We start from the raw sequence: 18,944 nt of genomic DNA, 5'->3' as shown, positions 1-18,944 counted from the left end.
GCGGAGTCGCCGCTGGCAGGAGTCAAAGCGCACATAGTCGCCCAGCGTGGTCGCCGGAATCCGCAGGTGTGGGGGTTGCGAGCTGTGGCCTGTCATCGAATCCTTGTGCCACAAGGATAACCGGTCCAGAGCTTTGGCAGAACTCAGATTGAAGTCGAATAGTTAACTCTTGGGGAGAAAACCGGATGATCGGTCAGGGGTGGGCTCCCGTCTCGCGAGCTGGCGCCAGCAGCGGGTGGGTCCGCCGGCCGTGAGGATGACGAACCACCCGTCGTGGGTCTGGGCATTAGGATCCGCACCGACATCAAGGACGCAGATACCTTTTCTGGCCCCATGTATGTAGGTTCAAGGACTTAGCCGCGGTAGACAATACCAATTAGGGGCAAACCGAGCCCACTTCGGTAGGTTCGAAAAAGAAGAAGGGCCCGCTTCGCGAACCTTTCGATCACTCGGTCGACGCAGGCGGTCGATCTGGATTTTGCTTACGGGAATCGATGGTGCGAAACGCTCCGGTCGCGAAGATGTGTGGTCCAGCTCGCAATTCGAATTTGCCGTCCGGTACAAACAGATCCGCAATGTCTGCCGTACACACCCCCATGGCTTTGAAAGACCCGCGACTCCCGATTTCGATTCCCTCTGAGGGAGCAGTCTCAGTGATGAAGCAGAGGCAGTAGTTGCCAGCCACGACGAGATTCGGCCGGATCCGGTTGGTCAACACGGGCGGATGAGCGTGCGGACCAGCCATCTCGATGTCTGCGGTGAACTCGATCGAATATGTGATCATTCGGATGCTCCGGCAGCCCATACCTCAGTAATTCCGCCGGTGCGCGATGCATCCAGATTAACAGCGAAGCCGCAGGCGAAAACGGTTGGATTGCGAGGGGTCTTCGGCCTCGCTGATCAGCTTGCGGTAGATGTCGTCCATCCGGAAGTCGCTGCCGGCGGACACCGTATAGCCGCCGGGATTGGCGTGGTTGTCGCGCAGGTGCTCCTCGGTTGCGTCCTGGTTCTGGAACGGACCGTAACTTTGGGCAAACTCGCGCCACTCCCAGGCGCCGACCGGGCAGCTGTAGCTCTGCAGCACGTAGTACCATTTGCCCGGTTCGGGTTCGAATAGTTCGCACTCGAGGCCGCTGCTCATGGTCCACCTTCATTCGAGATCCTGATGGGCAAATTAACCGTATCGAGCGGAAAGGACCAAATGGGTTACGGGGAAAACCCCTGCAAGGCGTGCCGATCTGCCTGCCAATAGGCTAATCCTTGGGGAGAAGAGAGGGAATATCATGACCGAGAAGTGCGGCATCTTGAACGATGAGGCCATCACGGCGCTGGCGCTGAAGGGGGCGATTTCGTCGTCGTTGCCGCCCGCAGCTGGTCAAATCCAGCCCGCGTCGCTGGACCTCAGGCTGGGGAAAAGGGTCTATCGGATTCGCGCCTCCTTCCTGCCGGCTCCAGGTGTTCCGGTCGAGAAGCGCCTCGCCGAGATGAAGCTCCACGAGTTTTCCCTGGAAGGCGGTGCCGTGCTGGAGACCGGTTGCGTGTACCTGGTCGAACTCTGCGAGAGCCTGGCGCTGCCGCCGGAAATATCCGGCACGGCCAACCCGAAGAGCTCGACGGGCCGGCTCGATGTCTTCACCCGTGTGCTGGCCGACGGGACGCCGCGCTTCGATAGCGTGCCGGCAGGCTATCACGGACGCCTCTACGCAGAGGTTTCGCCTCGCACGTTTCCGGTGCTGGTGCGAAGCGGATCTCGTCTGTCGCAGGTTCGCTTTCGCATCGGAAATGCCCTGCTGAGCGAAGCGGAGCTTGAGGAGCTACATGCCCGCGAGCCCGTGGTTGACGGCGTTGCGGATATCGCCGATGGGCTCGGCTTTTCCGTGGACCTTCGAGGCGAGGAATCCGGCGGACTGATCGGATACCGCGCCAAGCGTCATGCCGGGCTCGTCGATATCGATCTGCGCGGCGCCTATGCGATCGAGGACTTCTGGGAGCCGATCTTGGCGCGCGCCGACGGCACGCTGATCCTCGATCCCGATGAGTTCTACATCCTCGCCTCGAAGGAAGCGGTGCAGATTGCGCCGGATTGCGCGGCCGAAATGCGCCCCTTCGATCCCCTGGTTGGCGAGTTCCGCGTTCATTACGCCGGCTTCTTCGATCCGGGCTTCGGTTACGCCGGCGCCGGCGGGCTGGGCTCCCGCGCCGTTCTCGAGGTCCGTTCGCGCGAAGTCCCTTTCAGTCTGGAGCACGGCCAGACGGTCGGGAGGCTTGTATTTGAGCGCATGCAGGCGCGGCCGCGCTGCCTGTACGGTGCCGCCAATCACTATCAGTCGCAAACCATCGGAAAGGGACTGGCGCTTGGCAAGCAATTTCACCAGCGACGTGTCGCCCGGATGGCCTCTTGAGCGATCGCGGGGACAAACGTGAAGGTGAGATACGAGGCCTGTAGGCTGGGAGGACGTTCGATGCCGTTTCTAACGCCGCCGCCCTATGAGGAAACGATGGAGTTTCTTCTGAAGCAGCGCTCGTCGCGCGGGCGCATGGCTAGCTCGGAAGAAGCGTCGCGGGAGCCGATCGATGGTTTTGCGGCGTTTGCTCCGGGTTCGACCAAGCTGCTGCCCCTCGGGGAATGGCACGGTAAGCCATGTCCATATTGCGAGCGCACCATGGCGATTGGCACGCTTAGACAGCCAACAAGGGATCACGTAATCCCGCGTGCCCAAGGTCGGAAACTGACCCCGGATAACAAGCTGATCGTGTGCCGCCCGTGCAACGGCGACAAGGGCGATAGGTCGTTGCGATTGTTCTGCGAGCGCCTCAAGAACTACAAGGATCCACGCGCACCTATCGTGGAAGCGTTGATCCGCGAGAGGCTTGCGGCCGGACTGCCTTGTTGAACGCAAATGGTTCGCAAAGCCTGAGAGGGATCCGAAATGACCGGTTTGATCGGAGATAACAACCCCAACAATGCCTGGGGCAACCATGTCATCGAAGTGACGCTGAAGCAGTGGAAGTATGAAAAGCCGTTCTCGGTCAAGGTGAGCGGCAATTGTCACGGTTTCACGCTTTTTGAGACTGCGATCGCTCTCGTCTACGACGGACTTCCGGTCGAGCATGGTCTGCGATGTGTGGTGCTGGTCGATCCGTCCGGCGAAACGCTGATTTGCGAGGACGAGAGCAAGGCGGGAGAGGAATGGCTACGGTCTATGGTGGTGTCGTGTCGTATCATTGACTTCGAGCCGCCGACGCTGAACGAGATTCGGCGCAGGAACGGTGCAGAGCCCGTCGCTGACGGCGACAAGTCCTATGTAGCGCTTGGCTCGTAGGGAGATTGCGATGTCTGACCGGACGATCATTCGTGCGCCAAAACTACCGCTTGGAAGCCTGATGCGTATCTTGCGGATCATGTGCTGGGAGGACGAGAGCCGTTCGGCTGTGCTTGGCCCGCATCCTCAAGAAAATGAGCGCCTTCGACAGGCGCTACGCTCGATCGCGGTGCGAACGTATAGCGACGATCGCCGACGTGCCCTGGACGCCGATGCCGTCGTGGAGATCTGCGAAATCGCAGTCGGTGCCCTTGGATTGCCGGGGGAAGAGGACGTCCCTCGCCGTATGGCCCGGGGAGCCAAAGAGGGGCGTCGGTCATGACTGCGAGTTCGATCGGTGTGATTGCTCGCCGGCCGCTGACCGGCAACATGCTCGATCTGCTTCAGACCATTGCGGGATATGACGGAGCCGCCACCGGCGGCCGGAGTTACGTCAGTCCGCGCGAACTGAAGCTGTCGCTCAAGAACGCTGCCCGGGCGCTTCGCGGTCACGGTCTGGTGGATTGGGGCGTGAATTTGCGCGCTTACAGCCTGAGCGGGGCTGGACGCGTCGCCGCGGAGGTCCGGCTATGACTGAACGAGAGGCGCTATGCTTGCAGTTCTTGAGTGAAGGGCGGATGGAGGCGAACGCACGGCAGATTGGCCAGCATGTGTACGCCAACCTGTTCGATCGCCGCGGAGGCGGATCAAACTTCGCCGCCATCGGGGCGGCGATCTGCGGCCGGCTCAGGAAACGCGGCTTGGTGATGTTCCTGCCGGACCTCGCTGCATGGCGAATTACGAAGGCCGGGCGAGAGGCTCAAGCGGAACTACTGAACGGCAAAGGCGCATGACACAGCTGGACCACATCGAAGAATTGCTGAAGGCTTGGGATGAGATGGACCACGCGGCCCAGCGCGTTGCGAACTCACTTCCGGATAAGCTGTCCGAGTCTGTCGCTCGTCTGGAGAAAGCTAGGCACTCAACCCGCGACGTCGTGCAGCGCGTAGCGCTGGCGCTTGCGAAGCGCAATATGAGCGCGGACGTCGCTGCCAGCACAGTTGAATCGGCCGAATCGACATCGGCTTTGGAGTCTCACGACTGCGCCGGACCCGCAGTCTAGGATGGAAAGGTTTGCGGCTGGCCATGGAATGGTACCCAGATGTCCTACGTCATTGACGACGACTGCGAAGACCAGGCGCTCTGTCCGACTGACCACTGCACCATCTGTCGACCGCAGTTTGATCCCGAAGGAAAGCCGGTTTATGCGCCTCTGACCTTGCGTGGTCGGTTTTGGTGCTGCTCGAGGTGTGGGGTCTCTTACGGTGTCGCGGCACATCCGAATTGCCGGCCGGCGTTGGCGCCAGCTGATGTGTTTGAAAGCTAGAGGCGTCGGAATGGAAAACCTCAGGTTCGAGAAAAGTTTGGTCCCCTCGGTGCGTTTCGCGCCCGGCGTATGGGCCGTCACCCGTTGGATTGAGAACGATCAGGTTTTCAGCGTCGAGCTCGGTTGGAAAGACGCGGGGGCGGCCGGTGACCGCTATCGCCAGATTGGCATGTTCGAATACGAACCGGAGGCGATGTTCGCCATCAAAGCCATCGAAGGGTCGGTAGAGGTGCGCGACGTCAAAGAGACCATTTCGGATGCTGGGTTTGTCAGGTATGAGCCGACCGGACTTTCACACGGGCGGCCGCCATATATACTCAAAGTCCGCGAAGGCGCGCTTAGCGTTCTGCTTGATTTCAATGTTGATGGCGTGCGCTTGTATCTCGGCTTCTCGGAAGGCATTTATCGGACTGTGGAGATTGGAACGCTGCAGCTCTGGGCGCCCGGGACGCGGCTCGCCGCGCTTGGTCAGCCGGAAGCGGTGGCCACGGCGGTGCTGTGCGCGTTGCTCAAGGCCAGAATCGAGGCCGAAGGTGTGGAGCGACCTTATGCCGGCGCCGGGAACGTGGTCCAGGGACCGGTCAGGTAACGGGAACGAGCGATGGTAAAGATCTCGGACGAGCAGCGCAGGGTTCTGAAGATGCTCCGCAAGGCGCCCAGAAGTGCCAAGGAGATGAGGACGGGAGTTCGCACGTTGCTGGCGTTGTCGGAGCGCAATCTGATTTCGGTGCCTGCTGGTCTAGATCAGGGAGCGCTCGCGAAGGCGGTGGTGGAGATCACCGAAGCCGGTCTTGCGGTTTTGCCGCCGCCGCGGCTGCCAGAGCCTTTGGTCCGATGAACCTTTTCGGCGATCTGCCAGAATTTCCTCCGCCGCTACCGGATGACGAACTGCGCCTGCTGGCAGCGCTACCGGAATGGACGACGACCGAGGAAATCTCTTGAGTCCCGCTGCGATTAACCATTTCCACCGGTGCTTCGTTGACCGCGGGCGGAGCCGAACCCACATCGTGTGGCATGCAGACCATCTCGGTCCCGTTCAGCTGCTCCCCAGAAGGATTGGCGTTTCTCAAGGACTGCCGGAGGATCTTCTCCGCGGCGGTGCGCACCGCCTATGCGAATGCGGCCCGCCGGCGCTGATGGTCAGCTGCTCAAGCAGAAGCCGCTGCGTGATCTCGTGAAGGCGCGCTTCGCCGGCGGGGTGGTCGACGCCTGGACGCTGCATTGCGCCACGCTCGAGGGATTGGATCTGCGGCGCGCCCGCCCCGACGGGCGAATGGTATTCGGCAGCCGGGGCCAGCTCGAGCGGCGCCGCAAGGGGTTGATCGACCAGGACCAGTGGCGGCAGGCGCGGCTACGGCCGCTGACCAGCCGCGGCGACAAGCTCTTCCTCGGCAACCGGCACTTCCGGCTGGCGCCTGACGCGCGCAGCTGCGTCTTCCAGATGTACGGCCGGAAGGTCGAACTGAAGCTGCCGGCGATCACCGGCAACGCCGGCGAGATCCTGCGGCAGGCCGCGGCGCTCGCGGCCGCCAAGAAGATCAACATCACCTTCCGGATCGACGATGCGAAACTGCACGTCACTGTGGATCCAGAGGATTTGCCGGACCATCCGGAGCGCCGCCGGCCGGTGAAGGCTATTGCGGGACGGGCCGTCGGCGTCGACCTCAACCCGTCCTGGATCGGGATTGCGGTCGCCGAGAACACGACGGATCCGTCGCAGCTGGGCGAGACCCAGGCACTCGACTGGAAGCTGATCAAGCTCGAGCACGACCCGACGGCCCCAGCCGAGGCTGTGCGCGAGGTGCTGGCGGCCGCCGCCGACCGCGCGATCGCGCTGGCGCGGCAATGGGGCGCCGGCACGATCGCGCTTGAGAAGGGCCTTGGCAAGCTGCGCAGCGGCGGCAAGAGCCGCAAGCTCAATCAGCGGCTGAACTACTGGGCCCGCACCGTGTTCGTCACGATGCTTCGCCGCAAGGCGAACCTCGCCGGCATCACGGTGCTCGAGGTCTGGGGTGGATACTCCACCACGATCGGGAATTTACGATTCGACCTGCCGGACGCCTGCGCGGCGGCAGCGGAGATCGCGCGCCGCGGCATCGCGGCGGGCGCAAAGATCAAGGATGTCCTGCCGGCCTTCGATGAAGGGTGGCGCGCACGCCTGCGGAAGGATGTGCCGCTGCCCGCTGAAGCCGGAAGCTGGGTAGACGTCCACCGGGGTCTCAAAGCGGCGAAGACGTTTGGCTACCGCCGCCCGCATCCGGAGCTCGCTCCGGATCCCGGAGGCCGCATCAGCGGCCTGGCGGTGCGACGGCTCGGCCGGCGCCGGCGTCCCGGGCTCATCGCCCGGCCCGTCGGGACCGGCCAGCCCAGGCAAGCAAGTTCGGAAAACCGTGAATCTATCCGTGGATCTACACCGAAATCCGAATAGCCGAAATCTCGGATTGTGACCACGCGCCGGCGAGACGCCTGGAGAAGCGCGGCTTGATCAGGATCGAGCGGCACCGAGCTGATCCGCTTGCCATCAGGCCGACCTGGTACGGCGGTAAGCTGCCAGCGGCGTCGATGCGGTCAGTTCGGTCTACCGGAGAGGAGCCTTCTGATGAACAGCGGGAATAAGCCGGGAGACGAAAGCGTGCCGGACCTCCAGGATCTGCTATCGGAGGTCTATGGCGCGATGGAGGGCTCGGAAGTGGCGATGGCGTTTTCGGAGCGGCACAATATCAATTCCGCGGCTGTCTTGACGGTAATCGATGATGAAGCCGCGGCCACAATCGCCGAGTATCTCGCACCTCGGATCGAGGGCAAGACGGTGGTTGAAATCGGCGGTGGCATTGGGCTGCTTTCGCTACACATGGCTCGGTTGGCGAAGCGCGTCTATTGCATCGAGGCCAATCCAATGTGGTCGTGGACGTTTGCCCAGGTCCTGCTCCAGAGCAAGCCGAAGAATGCCTCCTTCCTCTTCGGCTCGGCTGATGAGTTCGTGGGTTGCATTAAGGCTGATATCGCGATCGTCTGTACTCACTCCGACGTCCAGGGCATGAAGCTTGTCGCGCAGCAGTTCGCGCCGGTCGTGGTCGATGTCTACGGTGAGGTGATCGAGGCCAATCCGGCGGCATTCGACCCCTTCGCGCGCCAGGCGCGGAATTTCGTCTAAGCGAGCAGTGTGATGAAAGAGAAGACGTCAAGGAGCCTCGTGGAATCGCTGGCATGGATTAGCGAAAATGATCATCACTCCGGACATTGGAGCGCCGGTGAGAAGTTCTTCGTGCTTGACGGGCACTCGGCGCGGCTCCGAATTCCGGCGGAGGTCCACGTTTCCGGCATGATGGAAGCAGACGACCGTGGAACGGGCAGGATGTACCGGGTCTCGGCTGCTGGTCATGCGTTTCTCGCCGCCCAAGCGGAGCGGCCGGCCGAGTTGTCTCGGGAGGCTAAGCGATGACGAAGCTGGTTGCTGGTGATCTGCCAGATCTGGAGGGGCACGATCAGAACATCCGACCCCATCCGGACCGTCTGAGTTGGCTGAAGGCCTGTCCGGGTTGTGCGCACCGCACCTGCGATCCGCAAGGGATCGGCGACCGCTATCAGCGCAAGATGATGGAATTTGACGGGGACGCGGTATTCTACTGTTTGCATCGGCGGACAAAGGACGGCTTCGATCGCATTTGTGCATGTTATGCAGCGACGCATGGTTTCGCGCAGGTTGACCGCTGCGAAATCTCGGTTCCGATGGCGGAAAACTAGCGGCTGAATGATGAGGGATTGGCTCATAACTGACCAGGCTGATCGCGATCTCCTTGTGGCGGTTCAGCAGGCGTCCGACGGCTGGCTTCCATGGCGAGGCTCGTTTGCGCGTGCAAATCGGCTTCGGAGAAATGGACTCGTGCAGAAGGCCGGCACGGCCGCAATGCCGCCGCATATCCTGTACGTCCTGACCGACAAGGGCAGGGAGGAACTCGAAGTGGCCGCCAGACTGACAAAGGCTTGAGGAGCGTAGATAGGTGCCGAAACGCATTCAGCGGGTCTGGACCAAGGGATGGAAGAAGCCCGACAACGCGGTCTACGTGGGCCGCGGCTCCTTGTGGAGCACTCCCTTCAGGGAAGGGGAGCCATCAGGCTTTGGCTTCCTCGACGGTGGTGATCCTGCCCCGATGATTCCGGCGTTGACGCTGGAGAAGTCGCTGGAGTTCTACCAGGATCTGATGGGAGGCTTTCTCAGCCCCGAAATGCATCCCCATGGCCATCAGTTCATTGCGAATTTCCGCCGAAGAATCCAGGGCGCCTCTCCCGCCCAGTGGGCGCGGACAGTGTTGCGAGGCAAGGATCTGATGTGCTCGTGCCCGCCTGGTCGGCGATGCGAGACGGACCTGCTGCTGGAGCTTGCGAACAGGCCGTTCTAGGCCGGTGGGCCGAAGTGGTTAGCTTGAGTGGGTTGCAAGGCCTCTCGACCTGCGTCGGTAAGGGTCACCCGCTGCCCGATGCAGCTGTGCCTGCTTTGGATATCGGGCATTTCCCACCGCACGAGACCGTCCGACTGCATTCGGGTAGCGAGGCGCCGATCAGGGACGGTTAATTGCTCGGCTTTGACAGTGCCGCCGCGGACGGCAAGCGTTTCAAGCAACGTCCTGCGGGGTTTTGAAAGCCTCATGCTCCGTGCCCTCGAGATGCGTGGCTGCTCAGGCTGCCTGACGGGTGGGGGTAGTCCTTGCGATCAGGTCGCGCAAGACGATTGCCCGCTCGAAATCCTGGCACTTGATGGCGCTCTCGAGCACCGCCGTTAGCGGCCTGGCCTTTTTCAGGCGGCGAGGGAGAGTGCGGGGATCGCCGGAGAACAGCTCCTTCGACGAGAGGTGTGTGACGTCATTGCGTCCGGGGCCGTAGACCGTCATCCACATGCCGTTGATTCCGCCGTAGACGCGCCCGCGACGCAGGCGGCCGTCATGGAGGCGGAACAGGCGATGCTCGCCGTGGCCGATCAGATGGCCGTCGCGATCGCGGTTTCCGCCGCCGTAGCAGGCCAACTCACGTTCCGACGGCCATCCATCGGTTCCCCGATGGAAGCGGTGCGTGCCCCGCTTCCTGTCGTACTCGCCGTCCCACTTGTCGTTGAAGAAGGCCATTGCTGCTGCTGAGAGTTCGGCTTCCAAAACCGGCGCCGCGGTGCCCTCTGCAATGTTCAGGCGCCGCATGATGGGCATTACCTGGACCGGCGTGTCGATTTGGACGGTTTTCGTGAAACCCCGGGCGACCAAATGCGTCGTCATGGAATTCACAGCCCCTTCGAACTTCTTTCGGACCAGATAGGGCATCCGCTTCAGCTTGTCGAAATCGAAGCGGCCGCCGTTGCGATTGGACGTCACCGTCTCCTGGAAGAATTCGAAGCTGCAGCCGTTCGGTGAGGTCTCACAATGCGCGTAGAGATCGCCGTGAGGCGTTCCGATCGACACAAGCCGGTGGAATTTTGACAGTGTCGGATACTTGTCGTGCCATGGATCGTGGCCGATGGCGAAGCCCTTGGCGCGCAGCACGTCGAGCAGGCGGTTGAAGGTCTCCCAGTCGGGCGAACGGAATCCAGGCCCCCAGCATGCCACGCGCTTATCCTTGGGCGGCGGGTTGTGTACGGTTGAGATCTGCAGGGTGGTGTCGTAGATGCGAAAGCTCTGAATATTTGCCATGTCAACCTCAGCGCGATGAGGCATGCTGACATTGCGATAGGCGACGGAGCAAGCGCCGGTGGCTTGCCGTCCCCGTCATTTGCTCGATTGGGAGTCGAGTTGGGCCTAACGGAAGGAATCGCGAACTAGCCTCCCTGGGACAACTCGATGATCTTGCTGGCCACAATAAGGGCAACGGGACCAGGTTGGCCCTTCACGAACGCTGCCGCTGACAAGGGTCCACCGTAGCCACTCCCGGTGTCGAGGTTGATCCGGTTTGCGTAGACGCGAGGGAGGCGGCCGTTCGGTATATGGCCATGGACGATGTAACGATCGATCTCGATGTCCGCAGGGTAATCGAACTTCGAATACATCAGGATGGCGTCGGTCTGCTCGTCGAGCGGGCGGGTCGGATCGATGCCGGCGTGACAAAAGAACCGCCGTCCGTCATCGAAGGACAATGGAAGCGTCTCCAACCAGGCTGAGATCTTCTGAGGAAGCTGGTGCGCGTGGGTCGCGCCGAAGCTCAACAATGTTTTGGCGCCGCCATTACCCAACCAGGCAACGCTGGCCGGCTCTGAGTTGGCGAGCGTGAGGAGCAGCATATCCTCGTGATTGCCTCGGAGGCAGATGAGTAGCTCTGGCCCCTTCCAGTTCATCAGGAACTCCAGCACGGACTTCGAATCCGGACCGCGATCGATGTAGTCGCCGAGCAGGACAAAAGTCGTGGGCCGGCCGTTCGCGTATCGGCGGCAGGCCTCGATTGTAGATTTCAAGGCATCACATTCGCCGTGAATGTCGCCGATTGCAAAAGTGATCGGATTCGTTTGAGGCATGGGCTTCCCAAGATCGTGAGGTGAAGCGCGGGGCATCGTCCCTTGATGGGGCAGCTCATGCCCGCGGAGTGGGCCGTCTCTCGGGGAAGAACGTCTCTTCGATCAACATGATCTGGTATTCGTCGAACCCTCCTGCCCGCCGAAAAGTCCAGGAATCTGCAATGTCCGGTTCGCCTTCGGTCCATCGATATGGCTTCTTGATCGTGAATTCGGACGTGGAAACAAGGACGCGAGCCTCGAAGCGGGTGCCGCGGGCGGGCTCGGTGTAGGAGTCGTGGCAAGCAAGGTAGGGGCTGCCGCTAGCCTTCAAGGCGTCAATAAATCTGTCGATCGGCGCGGAAGGATCGTGTGGTTCATCGAACTCGAACTCGATCATCTCGCCGATCAAAGAACGGAGCTGGGAGTCGAGGTTGTCCAGGTCGTTGTAATCGATCCGGTCGTGGATCATGCCGGGGAAGTCCGAGATCGGGCCGATCAGCGGTTCGAAGTCCTGCGGCACGCGGAAGATGATGGTTGAACGCGGCATTTGTAGATTCCCAGCCTCTCCACGAAGGGCGTGACTATTTTTACGGTGCCGGTGAAGCAAAATCCATGATCATTTCGTCGCCGTTTTCCCAGTCAAAGCGGGGCAGACCGGGCTCGAATTCGGCGTCTGCATCGAAACGAACGAGCACGGCGTCATGGTCGGCGGCATGGGTGAGCACCTTGATGAAATGCTCGGAAAAGCCTTCCTTGTGGATGGCGGCGATCCGGTCCGCGCGTTCGGTGGCTCCGTCCAGCAAGCCAGAAGTCGATACGGTCCAGCCGTACTCGTATGGATAGGCGATGAGAGCCATATCGGAGGGTCTTCTGTCCGCGCGGTAGGCTTCGAGCAGTTTGACATCTTTCGACGTCATGTGCCCGGTGGACAAGTCGAGGAGCTTTTGCATCGGCATCGGCTTTGGATCCGTGGCTTAGCGGCCGTAAGACGCGCGGGGTTGTAGAATTTCACCATTCAGCGAGGCGTACGCTTCCTTGATCACCGCAGTGTCGGACTCAAACACCACAGTGAATTCTGCCCGACAAGAAGGCCCGCCGGCGGTATCGGGCGTGAGATAAACGGCACGGGTCCACTTGCTGTCGCGCGTGCTGAATTCCCAGCCCGAAATATCTTCGACCTCGAGCTCTCCGAAATCGTGGGCTTCGAAGGCAGCCTGGGCAGCCGAACCCCGGAGTTCCTCCAGGCTCAGGCGATTCTCTGACGCCAGGACGAGGATCTGCTTCCAAAGAGCGATTTCGGGGGCGCCGCCCGCCATGCGGTAGTTGATCGCAGTCTCGATCGCCGATGTGATGTGATCGCGGGTCGGTTGACCGAGATCCGGCCAGGCCGATTTGATGGTCTCGACCATCGCAAGAACAGCGGCACTCTCGCGTCCGAGGGCGTAGCTCATTGCGGAGCGCAACTCGAGCTCCTCGGTCGGGGCGGAAGGCCGAGCACCGGCCCCCTCGCGGAATTCGCGTATGACGGTTTCGCGGAACTCCTCGGGAGTGCCCTGGTATCGAGCTGCGATCTGGTGGAATAGGTGAGCTTGATCGGCCGGGAGACCCCGGACGAATGAGCGCATGGCCATCAAGGCGACGAGTTTTTTGTTCAGATCCATGGTCTTGAGAATGTCAGGTTGCGTTGCAAGTCGGAAACGCCGAGCGCCCTATAATCGAAGGCGGCGCGCGCGTGCTCTCTCCGCGGCAGACCGCAGATCCGCGGCCATCAATCGAAATGCGGCGGGATCCCCGGCGTACTGGAAGGCGTCGCCTTCGATTGTCGGAATAAGAATTGCGAAGGTGGGACGATTGGCCGCGACGGCGGCGTCGCACCGAACGGCCGCCTCGTCGGCCGCCTCGGGCGTGACCTCGAACACTAACTCACTGTCGAGGTCTAGGATGACAACGGCGTCTCCGCCGACATAACCCACCGCAGTCGACAATTTGCATCCTCCCAATCGAGCAATCCAAGGATTCGTTTACCGTTCTTGAGGATTGCCGTCGAGCGGGGGAGGCAGCTCCTGTTATAGGAAAGCATGGAAAACAAGCGTAGCGACGAGATGAAGGCCGCCATAGCCATGTGGTCGCGGGTTACCGGCGTCAAGCCCGGCGAGGGTGGTACGCGGGCTGTGGGCGACTGGCGGATGGTCCGGACTTTCGAATCGTTGCAGGAGGCAATCGAGCTCGATCCGAGCGAGATTACTGCGACCCTGTTGCTGACCCGCTTTCTTAATTCCTACGTCGCGGGGACCGAAGTGTCCTTTAAGAAGGTGCTGGAGGGGGACGCGGGACTCGCAGATCGCCTTGAAGCCTGTCGGGAACTTTATGCACTGATCGAGCGGCCGGATATCGTGGCGGTCCGCGATGCCTTCGTCGGTGCCATTGGGGCTGCGTTGAGCCATTACAAGGCTGCCGATCGCGAGGACGTCAAGGAACTTTTGGCTGCCCCGGACCGGATTGCAGTCCTGCGGCGCGATGCGTTGCGCTCGATCAGTCGTCTGAAGGTCGATCAGTTCCTGTCGGGGGACTCGTCTCCGCCAAACGTAAAGCCGGCTTATGCAGAGGCAGTGCATCAATGGTTCAACGTCAACAGTCTTTTGGCGGCCTCAGCGCATATGCCGCCCGGCATCGCGCTGAACCTGATCCGGACCCCGAGCGCTTACGACTGCTACTTTGCCTTCTCGATTCGCAACGGCGCCAACCTCTATGTCCTGAGCGATGTTCCAGAGTGGTCGCATCCGCTGCAGGGAACGATGAGCCGCCGGCCGGATCGCGCGCTTGACGAGCGGTCGTCACGCAATTGGTTCCCGTACGAACTTCTGGGAATCGAGTACACGGACGAAGGTGATCTCTACTTCAAGGAAGCGGAGGGGAAGGCGCTGGCGCCGTATCAGCGGCACGCGGTACCGATCAAGTTGGTGGCCGAACTGCCAGCCAATGAATTGGTGTGGCTGATCATGATGTTCGACCTGATCAAGGAGCGCTTCTGGCGCGCCGGCTATCAGGCCAAAGAGCTGTCCTATACAGCGGAGATGCTGAAGTCCGACCAGGCCCTGCTGACCGCTGCCAGGGTCGCGAACCTTCCTGTCGCTCAATATCGTCCGGTCGGGCTAGCTCCCTTGGAAGTCAAGGATGTGCGGGTGGGTGCGTTGTCGGAGGATGCTGTCGGCGCGCCTGGACACCGGGTGAATCACTGGATGGAAGAGCGTTATGCCGATCGCATCGATCCGGCTACGATCAATCTCGTGGCGCCACCGGAAATGACATTCAGGCTCGAGAACGACGGCAAGATCACAAGTGCGTTCTCTCGCGACGGCAGGGTTGCGGCCGATCCTTTCAATGAGAACAGGGGCGTCAAGCTTGAGAAGGTCGGCTCCAGCAGCTTTGGGACCCGCAAGCAACTCTCAGACGACAGGCTGTTCGTCGGTCGGTACAATTTTGCGGGAATGGTCAATCGTCTAGCGCATGACGAATTCGAAGGTCGCAAGAAGGAGATTGAGACCTGGTACGCGAAGGCGCTCAAGAAAAACGCCGATGGGCTGTTGGCGCTGGCCGCCCATCCGGAGGCATGGATTTGTGACGGAGAGGGAGATTCTTTCTCCGGTTGGCACCGGAACACCGGACCGTGCTGCCAAATCAGGGATCCCAACACGGAACAGCGTCGGATGTACCGTTCCCTGGTGGTACATCGCGAGGTCAAGGCAGAGCCCTATCTCGGAGCTGGTTTCTTCCTGCCGGAATATACGGGCTGGGAGCGGCAGCGCTGCTACTTTCTTGACGTGAAGGCGAGCTATTATGCGTTGCTCTATCCGGGCAATGCCCGCGATTTGGCATTGCTTGCTGGGTGCAAAGTCGAAGATCTGCCAGACGTGCTGCAGTACTTCAATTTGTACAAGCCGTACACCGGCAACCATATCCTCGATCGCATCGATCCGATGGAATGGCACGCATCCAATCCTTGGGTTGATATGGATTTCCGCGTCAGGTTTGCCTTCTCTAAGCGTGGGATGGCCGAACTTGCCCGGCGCCGAAAACTGCCGATCGGCGAGGGGATCTTGCCGGCGCTCCCGACCGCTGAAGAAGTCACCAGGATCGTACGGACTACGCGCTAGGATCGCCGGTTGCGCCTTGCGCGGTCGCCTGGCAGGGTCGAGCCATCAAGGATTCGATGGTGGAATAGCCTATGGCCCGCGCGCCCGTTTATGCCTATCCGAAGCTTGGCGATCGCCGAGGCGGCAAACGATTGTGGCTTGAGGGTCGCAAGCTCGAGCGCGTCGGCATCGAACCGGGCATGCAGTATTCGGTGATCTGGGATCGTGAATCCCGTACCGTGACGCTCGATTTCACCGCGCAGGAGGGTGATCGCAAGGTGTCCCGCCGGAGCCGCGGCGGACGTGAGATGCCTATTATCGATATCGGTTCGTCAGATCTCGAGGAAGCCCTTGGATCGGGCCTCGAGCGAGCCAAGGTGACGATCAATTCCTCGAAGATCGTCGTCCAGGTGCATCCCGACGATGAGGCCGCGCGCGAACGGCTGGACAGGCTGGTCGCCAAGGTCCGCGCCGGCGAGCCGCTGGCGACTGGATCGCTGGCCCACGGCGGCGGCATCCTGGATCACGCGGTCCATGCCGGCCTGAAGGATGTCGGGATCGAGGCGAAGCTCGCCTTCGCTGTCGAAATCGACGATCAGGTTCTCGAGGCCGCGGCGCGCAACAATCCGATCTGGGACGAAGATACACTGCAGATTCATGCCGGCATGGAGGAAGTCGAGACTGAGGTTCTGCCCAAGGTCGACATCCTGATCGCCGGCATCCCGTGCACTGGCGCATCGAAGGCCGGAAAGGCCAAGAACCACAACAAGGAGACCGAGTTTCACGACAAGGCGGGCGTGCTCTTCGTGCCCTTCCTGCAGATCGTGAAGAAGGTTGGACCAAGTGTGGTAGTGCTCGAAAATGTCACTGACTATGCACACAGTGTAGGTGCCCACGTCATTCGCAAGACGCTGGAAACTTGGGGTTATGAGCTGCACGAGACTGTGCTTGAAGGCAACGCGATGGGCGTTCTGGAGAGCCGGCGACGGCTTTGCCTGGTTGGCATCTCTCCCGAGATCGGGCTCGCACTCGATCGCATCGTGCCTATCCGCGAGAAGGAGAAGTCGCTGTCGGAAATCCTTGAGAACATCGGACCGAATTCGGATCTCTGGCGACCCTATGGTAATCTGCTTCGGAAGGCCGCGGCCGACCTTGAGAAGGGCAGAAACTTCAAGCTTAACCTGGTGACGGGGGCCGCGGAAGCCATCGGAACTCTCGGCGCCGGTTATTCAAAGGTTCGCAATACGGAAGCAAAGCTCGTGCACCCGTCCGATTCTACGCTCATGCGTCAGCTCACCCCGGTCGAGCACGCGCGAGCGAAAGGAGCGCCGCCGGAGCTCATTCGGGACCTGCCGGCGACGCTCGCGCATACCATCCTCGGCAACTCGGTCAGCCATGCGGCCTGGCAGGCCTTTGGGCGGCTGCTCGGGAAGAGCATCCAGGATGCGGCGGGCGTTTCGGTCCTCAACATAGAAGCAAGCGAAGTGTCTATGACGGATCTCGCTTCTCTATTGCCGCGGGAAATGCCGGAGGAAGAGGAGCCGGAACTCGGCATGGGCATGGGGATGTGAGAGATGTCACGGCCTGATCGGAGCGCCGCCGTTGCCGCCTTCATGAAGGATTACGAGCGGCTGATTTTGATGCAGGTCGAACTGTTCCAGGCAGGCGATGTGCTGGTGGCGCCGTCGCAGAAGAAGATGTCGATCTTGCCTGGGAATCAGGGTGACCTCGACATCGATGTCCTGTGCGCCGACGAGGCTGGAAACGGCTGGGGCGGCACCGTTCTGACCCTGATCACTGCCCTGGCAGACCGGCACGGGCTTGAGATTTATGTCAGGGCGCATGCGGACGATGAGGACGAGCACCCGGACTCGATCTCGCAAGGCGACCTCGAGAACTTTGGCTATTCGTCGGTGTTGGAACGAGTCCTTGACGAGCGGTCGCCGGCCGGGCATTGTCGCCCAAGGAACACAACGAGAACGCACTGACTGAATGTTTCTGACCTACCGCATCAAGCTGGCGCCGACCCGCGGCCAATATTCTGTTCTCGCGGGACTCTGCGAGACGCAGCGCCAGCTGTACAACGCCGCGCTGCAGGAGCGCCGCGACGCCTGGGCGAAGCGGAAGGTCTCGATCTCGAGGTTCGACCAGTGCAAGTCCTTGACGCAGATCCGGTCGTTCGACCCGGACTACGGCGACGTCCCCGTTAACCTGTCGCGGTGGACGCTGGGGCGCGTCGACGACGCGATGAAGGGGTTCTTCGGACGCGTGAAGCGCGGCCAGAAGGGCGGCTTCCCTCGCTTCCGGAGCAGGAGCCGCTGGGACTGTTTTGGCTTTGCCGAGTGGGCCGGGATCCGGCTCCAGGGAAACAAGCTGCGGTTCAAGCCGCTGGCGGGCGCGCTGCGCCTGCGGCTGCATCGGGAGCTCCCGCCGGACGCAGCGGTGAAGACCGCGGCGTTCTCGCGGAAGGGCCGGCACTGGTACGTTTGCCTGGTGGTTGATGTCCCCGTCGCCGCCGTTCATGCCCGGCCGGAGACGGCCGTCGGGCTTGACGTCGGCATCGAGCATCTCGTGACGACGAGCGAGGGCCGGCATATCGAGAACGTGCGTCCGCGGTCTCGCCGCGAGCGCGACCTGCGTATCGCGCAGCGCGCGCTGGCGCGCTGCAAGCGCCGCTCAAGGCGCCGCGCCAAGGTCCGTGAGCGTCTGGCCCGGCTTCAGCGTGCGGTCGCCAACGTCCGCTCCAACCACCTGCACCAGGTGTCGGCCGATCTGGCCAGGCGTTACGCGCTGATCGGCGTCGAAGAGCTTCGCTTGAAGAACCTGACCGGTTCGGCGCGAGGGAGCGCCGGCGAGCCGGGGAAGAACGTCCGGCAGAAAGCCGGGTTGAACCGGGCGATGCTGGACGCATCGCCCGCGCGTCTGATCGAACTGTTGACCTACAAGGCTGCAAGAGCCGGTGGGACGGTGGTGAAGATCGATCCACGCAACACCTCGCGGGACTGCTCGTCCTGCGGCGCCGCGGTGGAGAAGACGCTGGCGGAGCGCCGCCATCGCTGTGGCTGCGGCGCCGACCTGCACCGCGATCACAACGCGGCGCTGAACATACTGGATCGTGCCCTGCGGCACGACGGGCGGGGCAAGCCGCCCGGGGACGCCAACGTGGGGCGTCAGCCCGTGCGTCGTCCCGGAAACACGGACGTTGAAGCTGCGAAAGCAGCTTAAGACATTCCGGACCAGGATCGACGTGCTTCAACACCGAAATCCGAATAGCCAATTGGAGAGTACCCATGGCGTTGGCGTCTGAGCCGCTCTATCCTGCACAGCGTTGGATCCGGATGATGGATGTCAACGGACCGCAGCCCGCATACGCACCGCTTGCGGAAGTAGATGCGCTCGAGGCCTATGCGCCGTTCCTTCACACGACGGAAGAGGATGCCCGCAAGGAATTGGATGCCGATATTGCCGAGCACGCCCAGGAGATCGAGGACGGCGAGCGCGACGAGGATGACGAGCTGGAGGACTACATCCTGCCGTGCATCGTGCACGAGGACGGCAGGATCGAGTTCGACGGTCGGGAGATGTCAAGAGCGGCAGTGTTCGAGGCCTACGCTATGACCGACACGGCGAGCCCCGCGCCGTGCTGACGGACC

26 protein-coding genes are annotated in these 18,944 nt (G+C 61.6%); 18 read left to right on the top strand and 8 right to left on the bottom strand.

All coding sequences use genetic code 11. The features are described 5' to 3' along the window. Positions 1-445: 445 nt before the first annotated feature. Positions 446-784 carry a hypothetical protein gene (locus tag ACVIGB_RS03680; RefSeq protein WP_456718091.1) on the bottom strand — a complete coding sequence of 113 codons (339 nt, stop codon included), beginning with the start codon at positions 782-784 and terminating at the stop codon, positions 446-448. 57 nt (positions 785-841) lie between these two features. Beyond that, positions 842-1,141, bottom strand: coding sequence for a hypothetical protein (locus tag ACVIGB_RS03675; protein ID WP_456718092.1), 300 nt, complete (start codon positions 1,139-1,141; stop codon positions 842-844). A 142-nt stretch (positions 1,142-1,283) separates the two neighbouring features. Between ACVIGB_RS03675 and ACVIGB_RS03670 the strand changes: the two genes are divergently transcribed. The 13 genes from ACVIGB_RS03670 (at position 1,284) to ACVIGB_RS03610 (ending at position 9,089) form a co-directional block, all read left to right on the top strand. Continuing rightward, a complete protein-coding gene (locus ACVIGB_RS03670; RefSeq protein ID WP_456718093.1) occupies positions 1,284-2,402 on the top strand; it encodes a 2'-deoxycytidine 5'-triphosphate deaminase in 1,119 nt (372 codons plus the stop codon). 60 nt (positions 2,403-2,462) lie between these two features. Continuing rightward, positions 2,463-2,894: an HNH endonuclease gene (locus tag ACVIGB_RS03665; RefSeq protein WP_456718094.1), complete on the top strand. Its 432-nt coding sequence runs from the start codon at positions 2,463-2,465 to the stop codon at positions 2,892-2,894. A gap of 36 nt (positions 2,895-2,930) precedes the next feature. Beyond that, positions 2,931-3,323, top strand: a complete 393-nt coding sequence (locus ACVIGB_RS03660; protein WP_456718095.1) for a DUF5406 family protein — start codon at positions 2,931-2,933, stop codon at positions 3,321-3,323. Positions 3,324-3,641: 318 nt separating this feature from the next. Then, entirely contained in the window at positions 3,642-3,896 is a 255-nt protein-coding gene (locus ACVIGB_RS03655; RefSeq protein WP_456718096.1) for a hypothetical protein, read from the top strand. After that, positions 3,893-4,156, top strand: coding sequence for a hypothetical protein (locus ACVIGB_RS03650; protein WP_456718097.1), 264 nt, complete (start codon positions 3,893-3,895; stop codon positions 4,154-4,156). Before ACVIGB_RS03655 ends, ACVIGB_RS03650 begins: the two co-directional genes overlap by 4 nt. Further along, on the top strand, positions 4,153-4,425 hold the full coding sequence (locus ACVIGB_RS03645; RefSeq protein WP_456718098.1) for a hypothetical protein: 273 nt from the start codon (positions 4,153-4,155) through the stop codon (positions 4,423-4,425). The genes ACVIGB_RS03650 and ACVIGB_RS03645 overlap by 4 nt, the downstream gene beginning before the upstream one ends. Positions 4,426-4,699: 274 nt before the next feature. Next, complete coding sequence (locus ACVIGB_RS03640) at positions 4,700-5,278, top strand: hypothetical protein (RefSeq protein ID WP_456718099.1); 579 nt, start codon at positions 4,700-4,702, stop codon at positions 5,276-5,278. Between the two features lie 12 nt (positions 5,279-5,290). Then, positions 5,291-5,527 (top strand): hypothetical protein, encoded by a 237-nt coding sequence (locus tag ACVIGB_RS03635; protein WP_456718100.1) that lies wholly within the window; start codon positions 5,291-5,293, stop codon positions 5,525-5,527. Positions 5,528-5,800: 273 nt separating this feature from the next. After that, on the top strand, positions 5,801-7,117 hold the full coding sequence (locus ACVIGB_RS03630; RefSeq protein ID WP_456749087.1) for a hypothetical protein: 1,317 nt from the start codon (positions 5,801-5,803) through the stop codon (positions 7,115-7,117). Positions 7,118-7,288: 171 nt separating this feature from the next. Continuing rightward, positions 7,289-7,843 carry a hypothetical protein gene (locus ACVIGB_RS03625; protein ID WP_456718102.1) on the top strand — a complete coding sequence of 185 codons (555 nt, stop codon included), beginning with the start codon at positions 7,289-7,291 and terminating at the stop codon, positions 7,841-7,843. Between the two features lie 12 nt (positions 7,844-7,855). Continuing rightward, positions 7,856-8,131: a hypothetical protein gene (locus ACVIGB_RS03620; protein ID WP_456718103.1), complete on the top strand. Its 276-nt coding sequence runs from the start codon at positions 7,856-7,858 to the stop codon at positions 8,129-8,131. Beyond that, positions 8,128-8,433: a hypothetical protein gene (locus tag ACVIGB_RS03615; protein WP_456718104.1), complete on the top strand. Its 306-nt coding sequence runs from the start codon at positions 8,128-8,130 to the stop codon at positions 8,431-8,433. Before ACVIGB_RS03620 ends, ACVIGB_RS03615 begins: the two co-directional genes overlap by 4 nt. Before the next feature lie 257 nt (positions 8,434-8,690). Next, complete coding sequence (locus tag ACVIGB_RS03610; RefSeq protein ID WP_456718105.1) at positions 8,691-9,089, top strand: DUF4326 domain-containing protein; 399 nt, start codon at positions 8,691-8,693, stop codon at positions 9,087-9,089. Between the two features lie 276 nt (positions 9,090-9,365). Here the strand turns inward: ACVIGB_RS03610 and ACVIGB_RS03605 are convergent, their stop codons facing one another. The 6 genes from ACVIGB_RS03605 to ACVIGB_RS03580 form a co-directional block, all read right to left on the bottom strand. Then, positions 9,366-10,364, bottom strand: a complete 999-nt coding sequence (locus tag ACVIGB_RS03605) for a hypothetical protein (RefSeq protein ID WP_456718106.1) — start codon at positions 10,362-10,364, stop codon at positions 9,366-9,368. 125 nt (positions 10,365-10,489) lie between these two features. Next, positions 10,490-11,215: a metallophosphoesterase family protein gene (locus ACVIGB_RS03600; RefSeq protein WP_456718107.1), complete on the bottom strand. Its 726-nt coding sequence runs from the start codon at positions 11,213-11,215 to the stop codon at positions 10,490-10,492. A gap of 19 nt (positions 11,216-11,234) precedes the next feature. Beyond that, positions 11,235-11,678, bottom strand: coding sequence for a hypothetical protein (locus tag ACVIGB_RS03595; RefSeq protein WP_456718108.1), 444 nt, complete (start codon positions 11,676-11,678; stop codon positions 11,235-11,237). Between the two features lie 67 nt (positions 11,679-11,745). Then, positions 11,746-12,114: a DUF5983 family protein gene (locus ACVIGB_RS03590; protein ID WP_456718109.1), complete on the bottom strand. Its 369-nt coding sequence runs from the start codon at positions 12,112-12,114 to the stop codon at positions 11,746-11,748. A gap of 18 nt (positions 12,115-12,132) precedes the next feature. After that, positions 12,133-12,819 carry a hypothetical protein gene (locus tag ACVIGB_RS03585; protein ID WP_456718110.1) on the bottom strand — a complete coding sequence of 229 codons (687 nt, stop codon included), beginning with the start codon at positions 12,817-12,819 and terminating at the stop codon, positions 12,133-12,135. A 48-nt stretch (positions 12,820-12,867) separates the two neighbouring features. Further along, entirely contained in the window at positions 12,868-13,143 is a 276-nt protein-coding gene (locus tag ACVIGB_RS03580; protein ID WP_456718111.1) for a hypothetical protein, read from the bottom strand. 93 nt (positions 13,144-13,236) lie between these two features. Here ACVIGB_RS03580 and ACVIGB_RS03575 point away from each other — a divergent pair, with 93 nt between their 5' ends. From ACVIGB_RS03575 to ACVIGB_RS03555, 5 genes are all read left to right on the top strand, one after another. Continuing rightward, a complete protein-coding gene (locus ACVIGB_RS03575) occupies positions 13,237-15,312 on the top strand; it encodes a hypothetical protein (protein WP_456718112.1) in 2,076 nt (691 codons plus the stop codon). A gap of 71 nt (positions 15,313-15,383) precedes the next feature. Continuing rightward, complete coding sequence (locus tag ACVIGB_RS03570; protein ID WP_456718113.1) at positions 15,384-16,862, top strand: DNA cytosine methyltransferase; 1,479 nt, start codon at positions 15,384-15,386, stop codon at positions 16,860-16,862. Between the two features lie 42 nt (positions 16,863-16,904). Then, positions 16,905-17,279 (top strand): hypothetical protein, encoded by a 375-nt coding sequence (locus ACVIGB_RS03565; RefSeq protein WP_456718114.1) that lies wholly within the window; start codon positions 16,905-16,907, stop codon positions 17,277-17,279. A 4-nt stretch (positions 17,280-17,283) separates the two neighbouring features. Next, a complete protein-coding gene (locus ACVIGB_RS03560; protein WP_456718115.1) occupies positions 17,284-18,516 on the top strand; it encodes an RNA-guided endonuclease InsQ/TnpB family protein in 1,233 nt (410 codons plus the stop codon). Positions 18,517-18,581: 65 nt separating this feature from the next. Next, positions 18,582-18,938, top strand: coding sequence for a hypothetical protein (locus ACVIGB_RS03555; RefSeq protein ID WP_456718116.1), 357 nt, complete (start codon positions 18,582-18,584; stop codon positions 18,936-18,938). The last annotated feature ends 6 nt before the right edge of the window (positions 18,939-18,944 follow it).

It is taken from the genome of Bradyrhizobium sp. USDA 4341 (assembly GCF_054063755.1).
The sequence above is the reverse complement of the archived record's forward strand: the minus strand, read 5'-3'. Positions and strand labels throughout refer to the sequence as shown.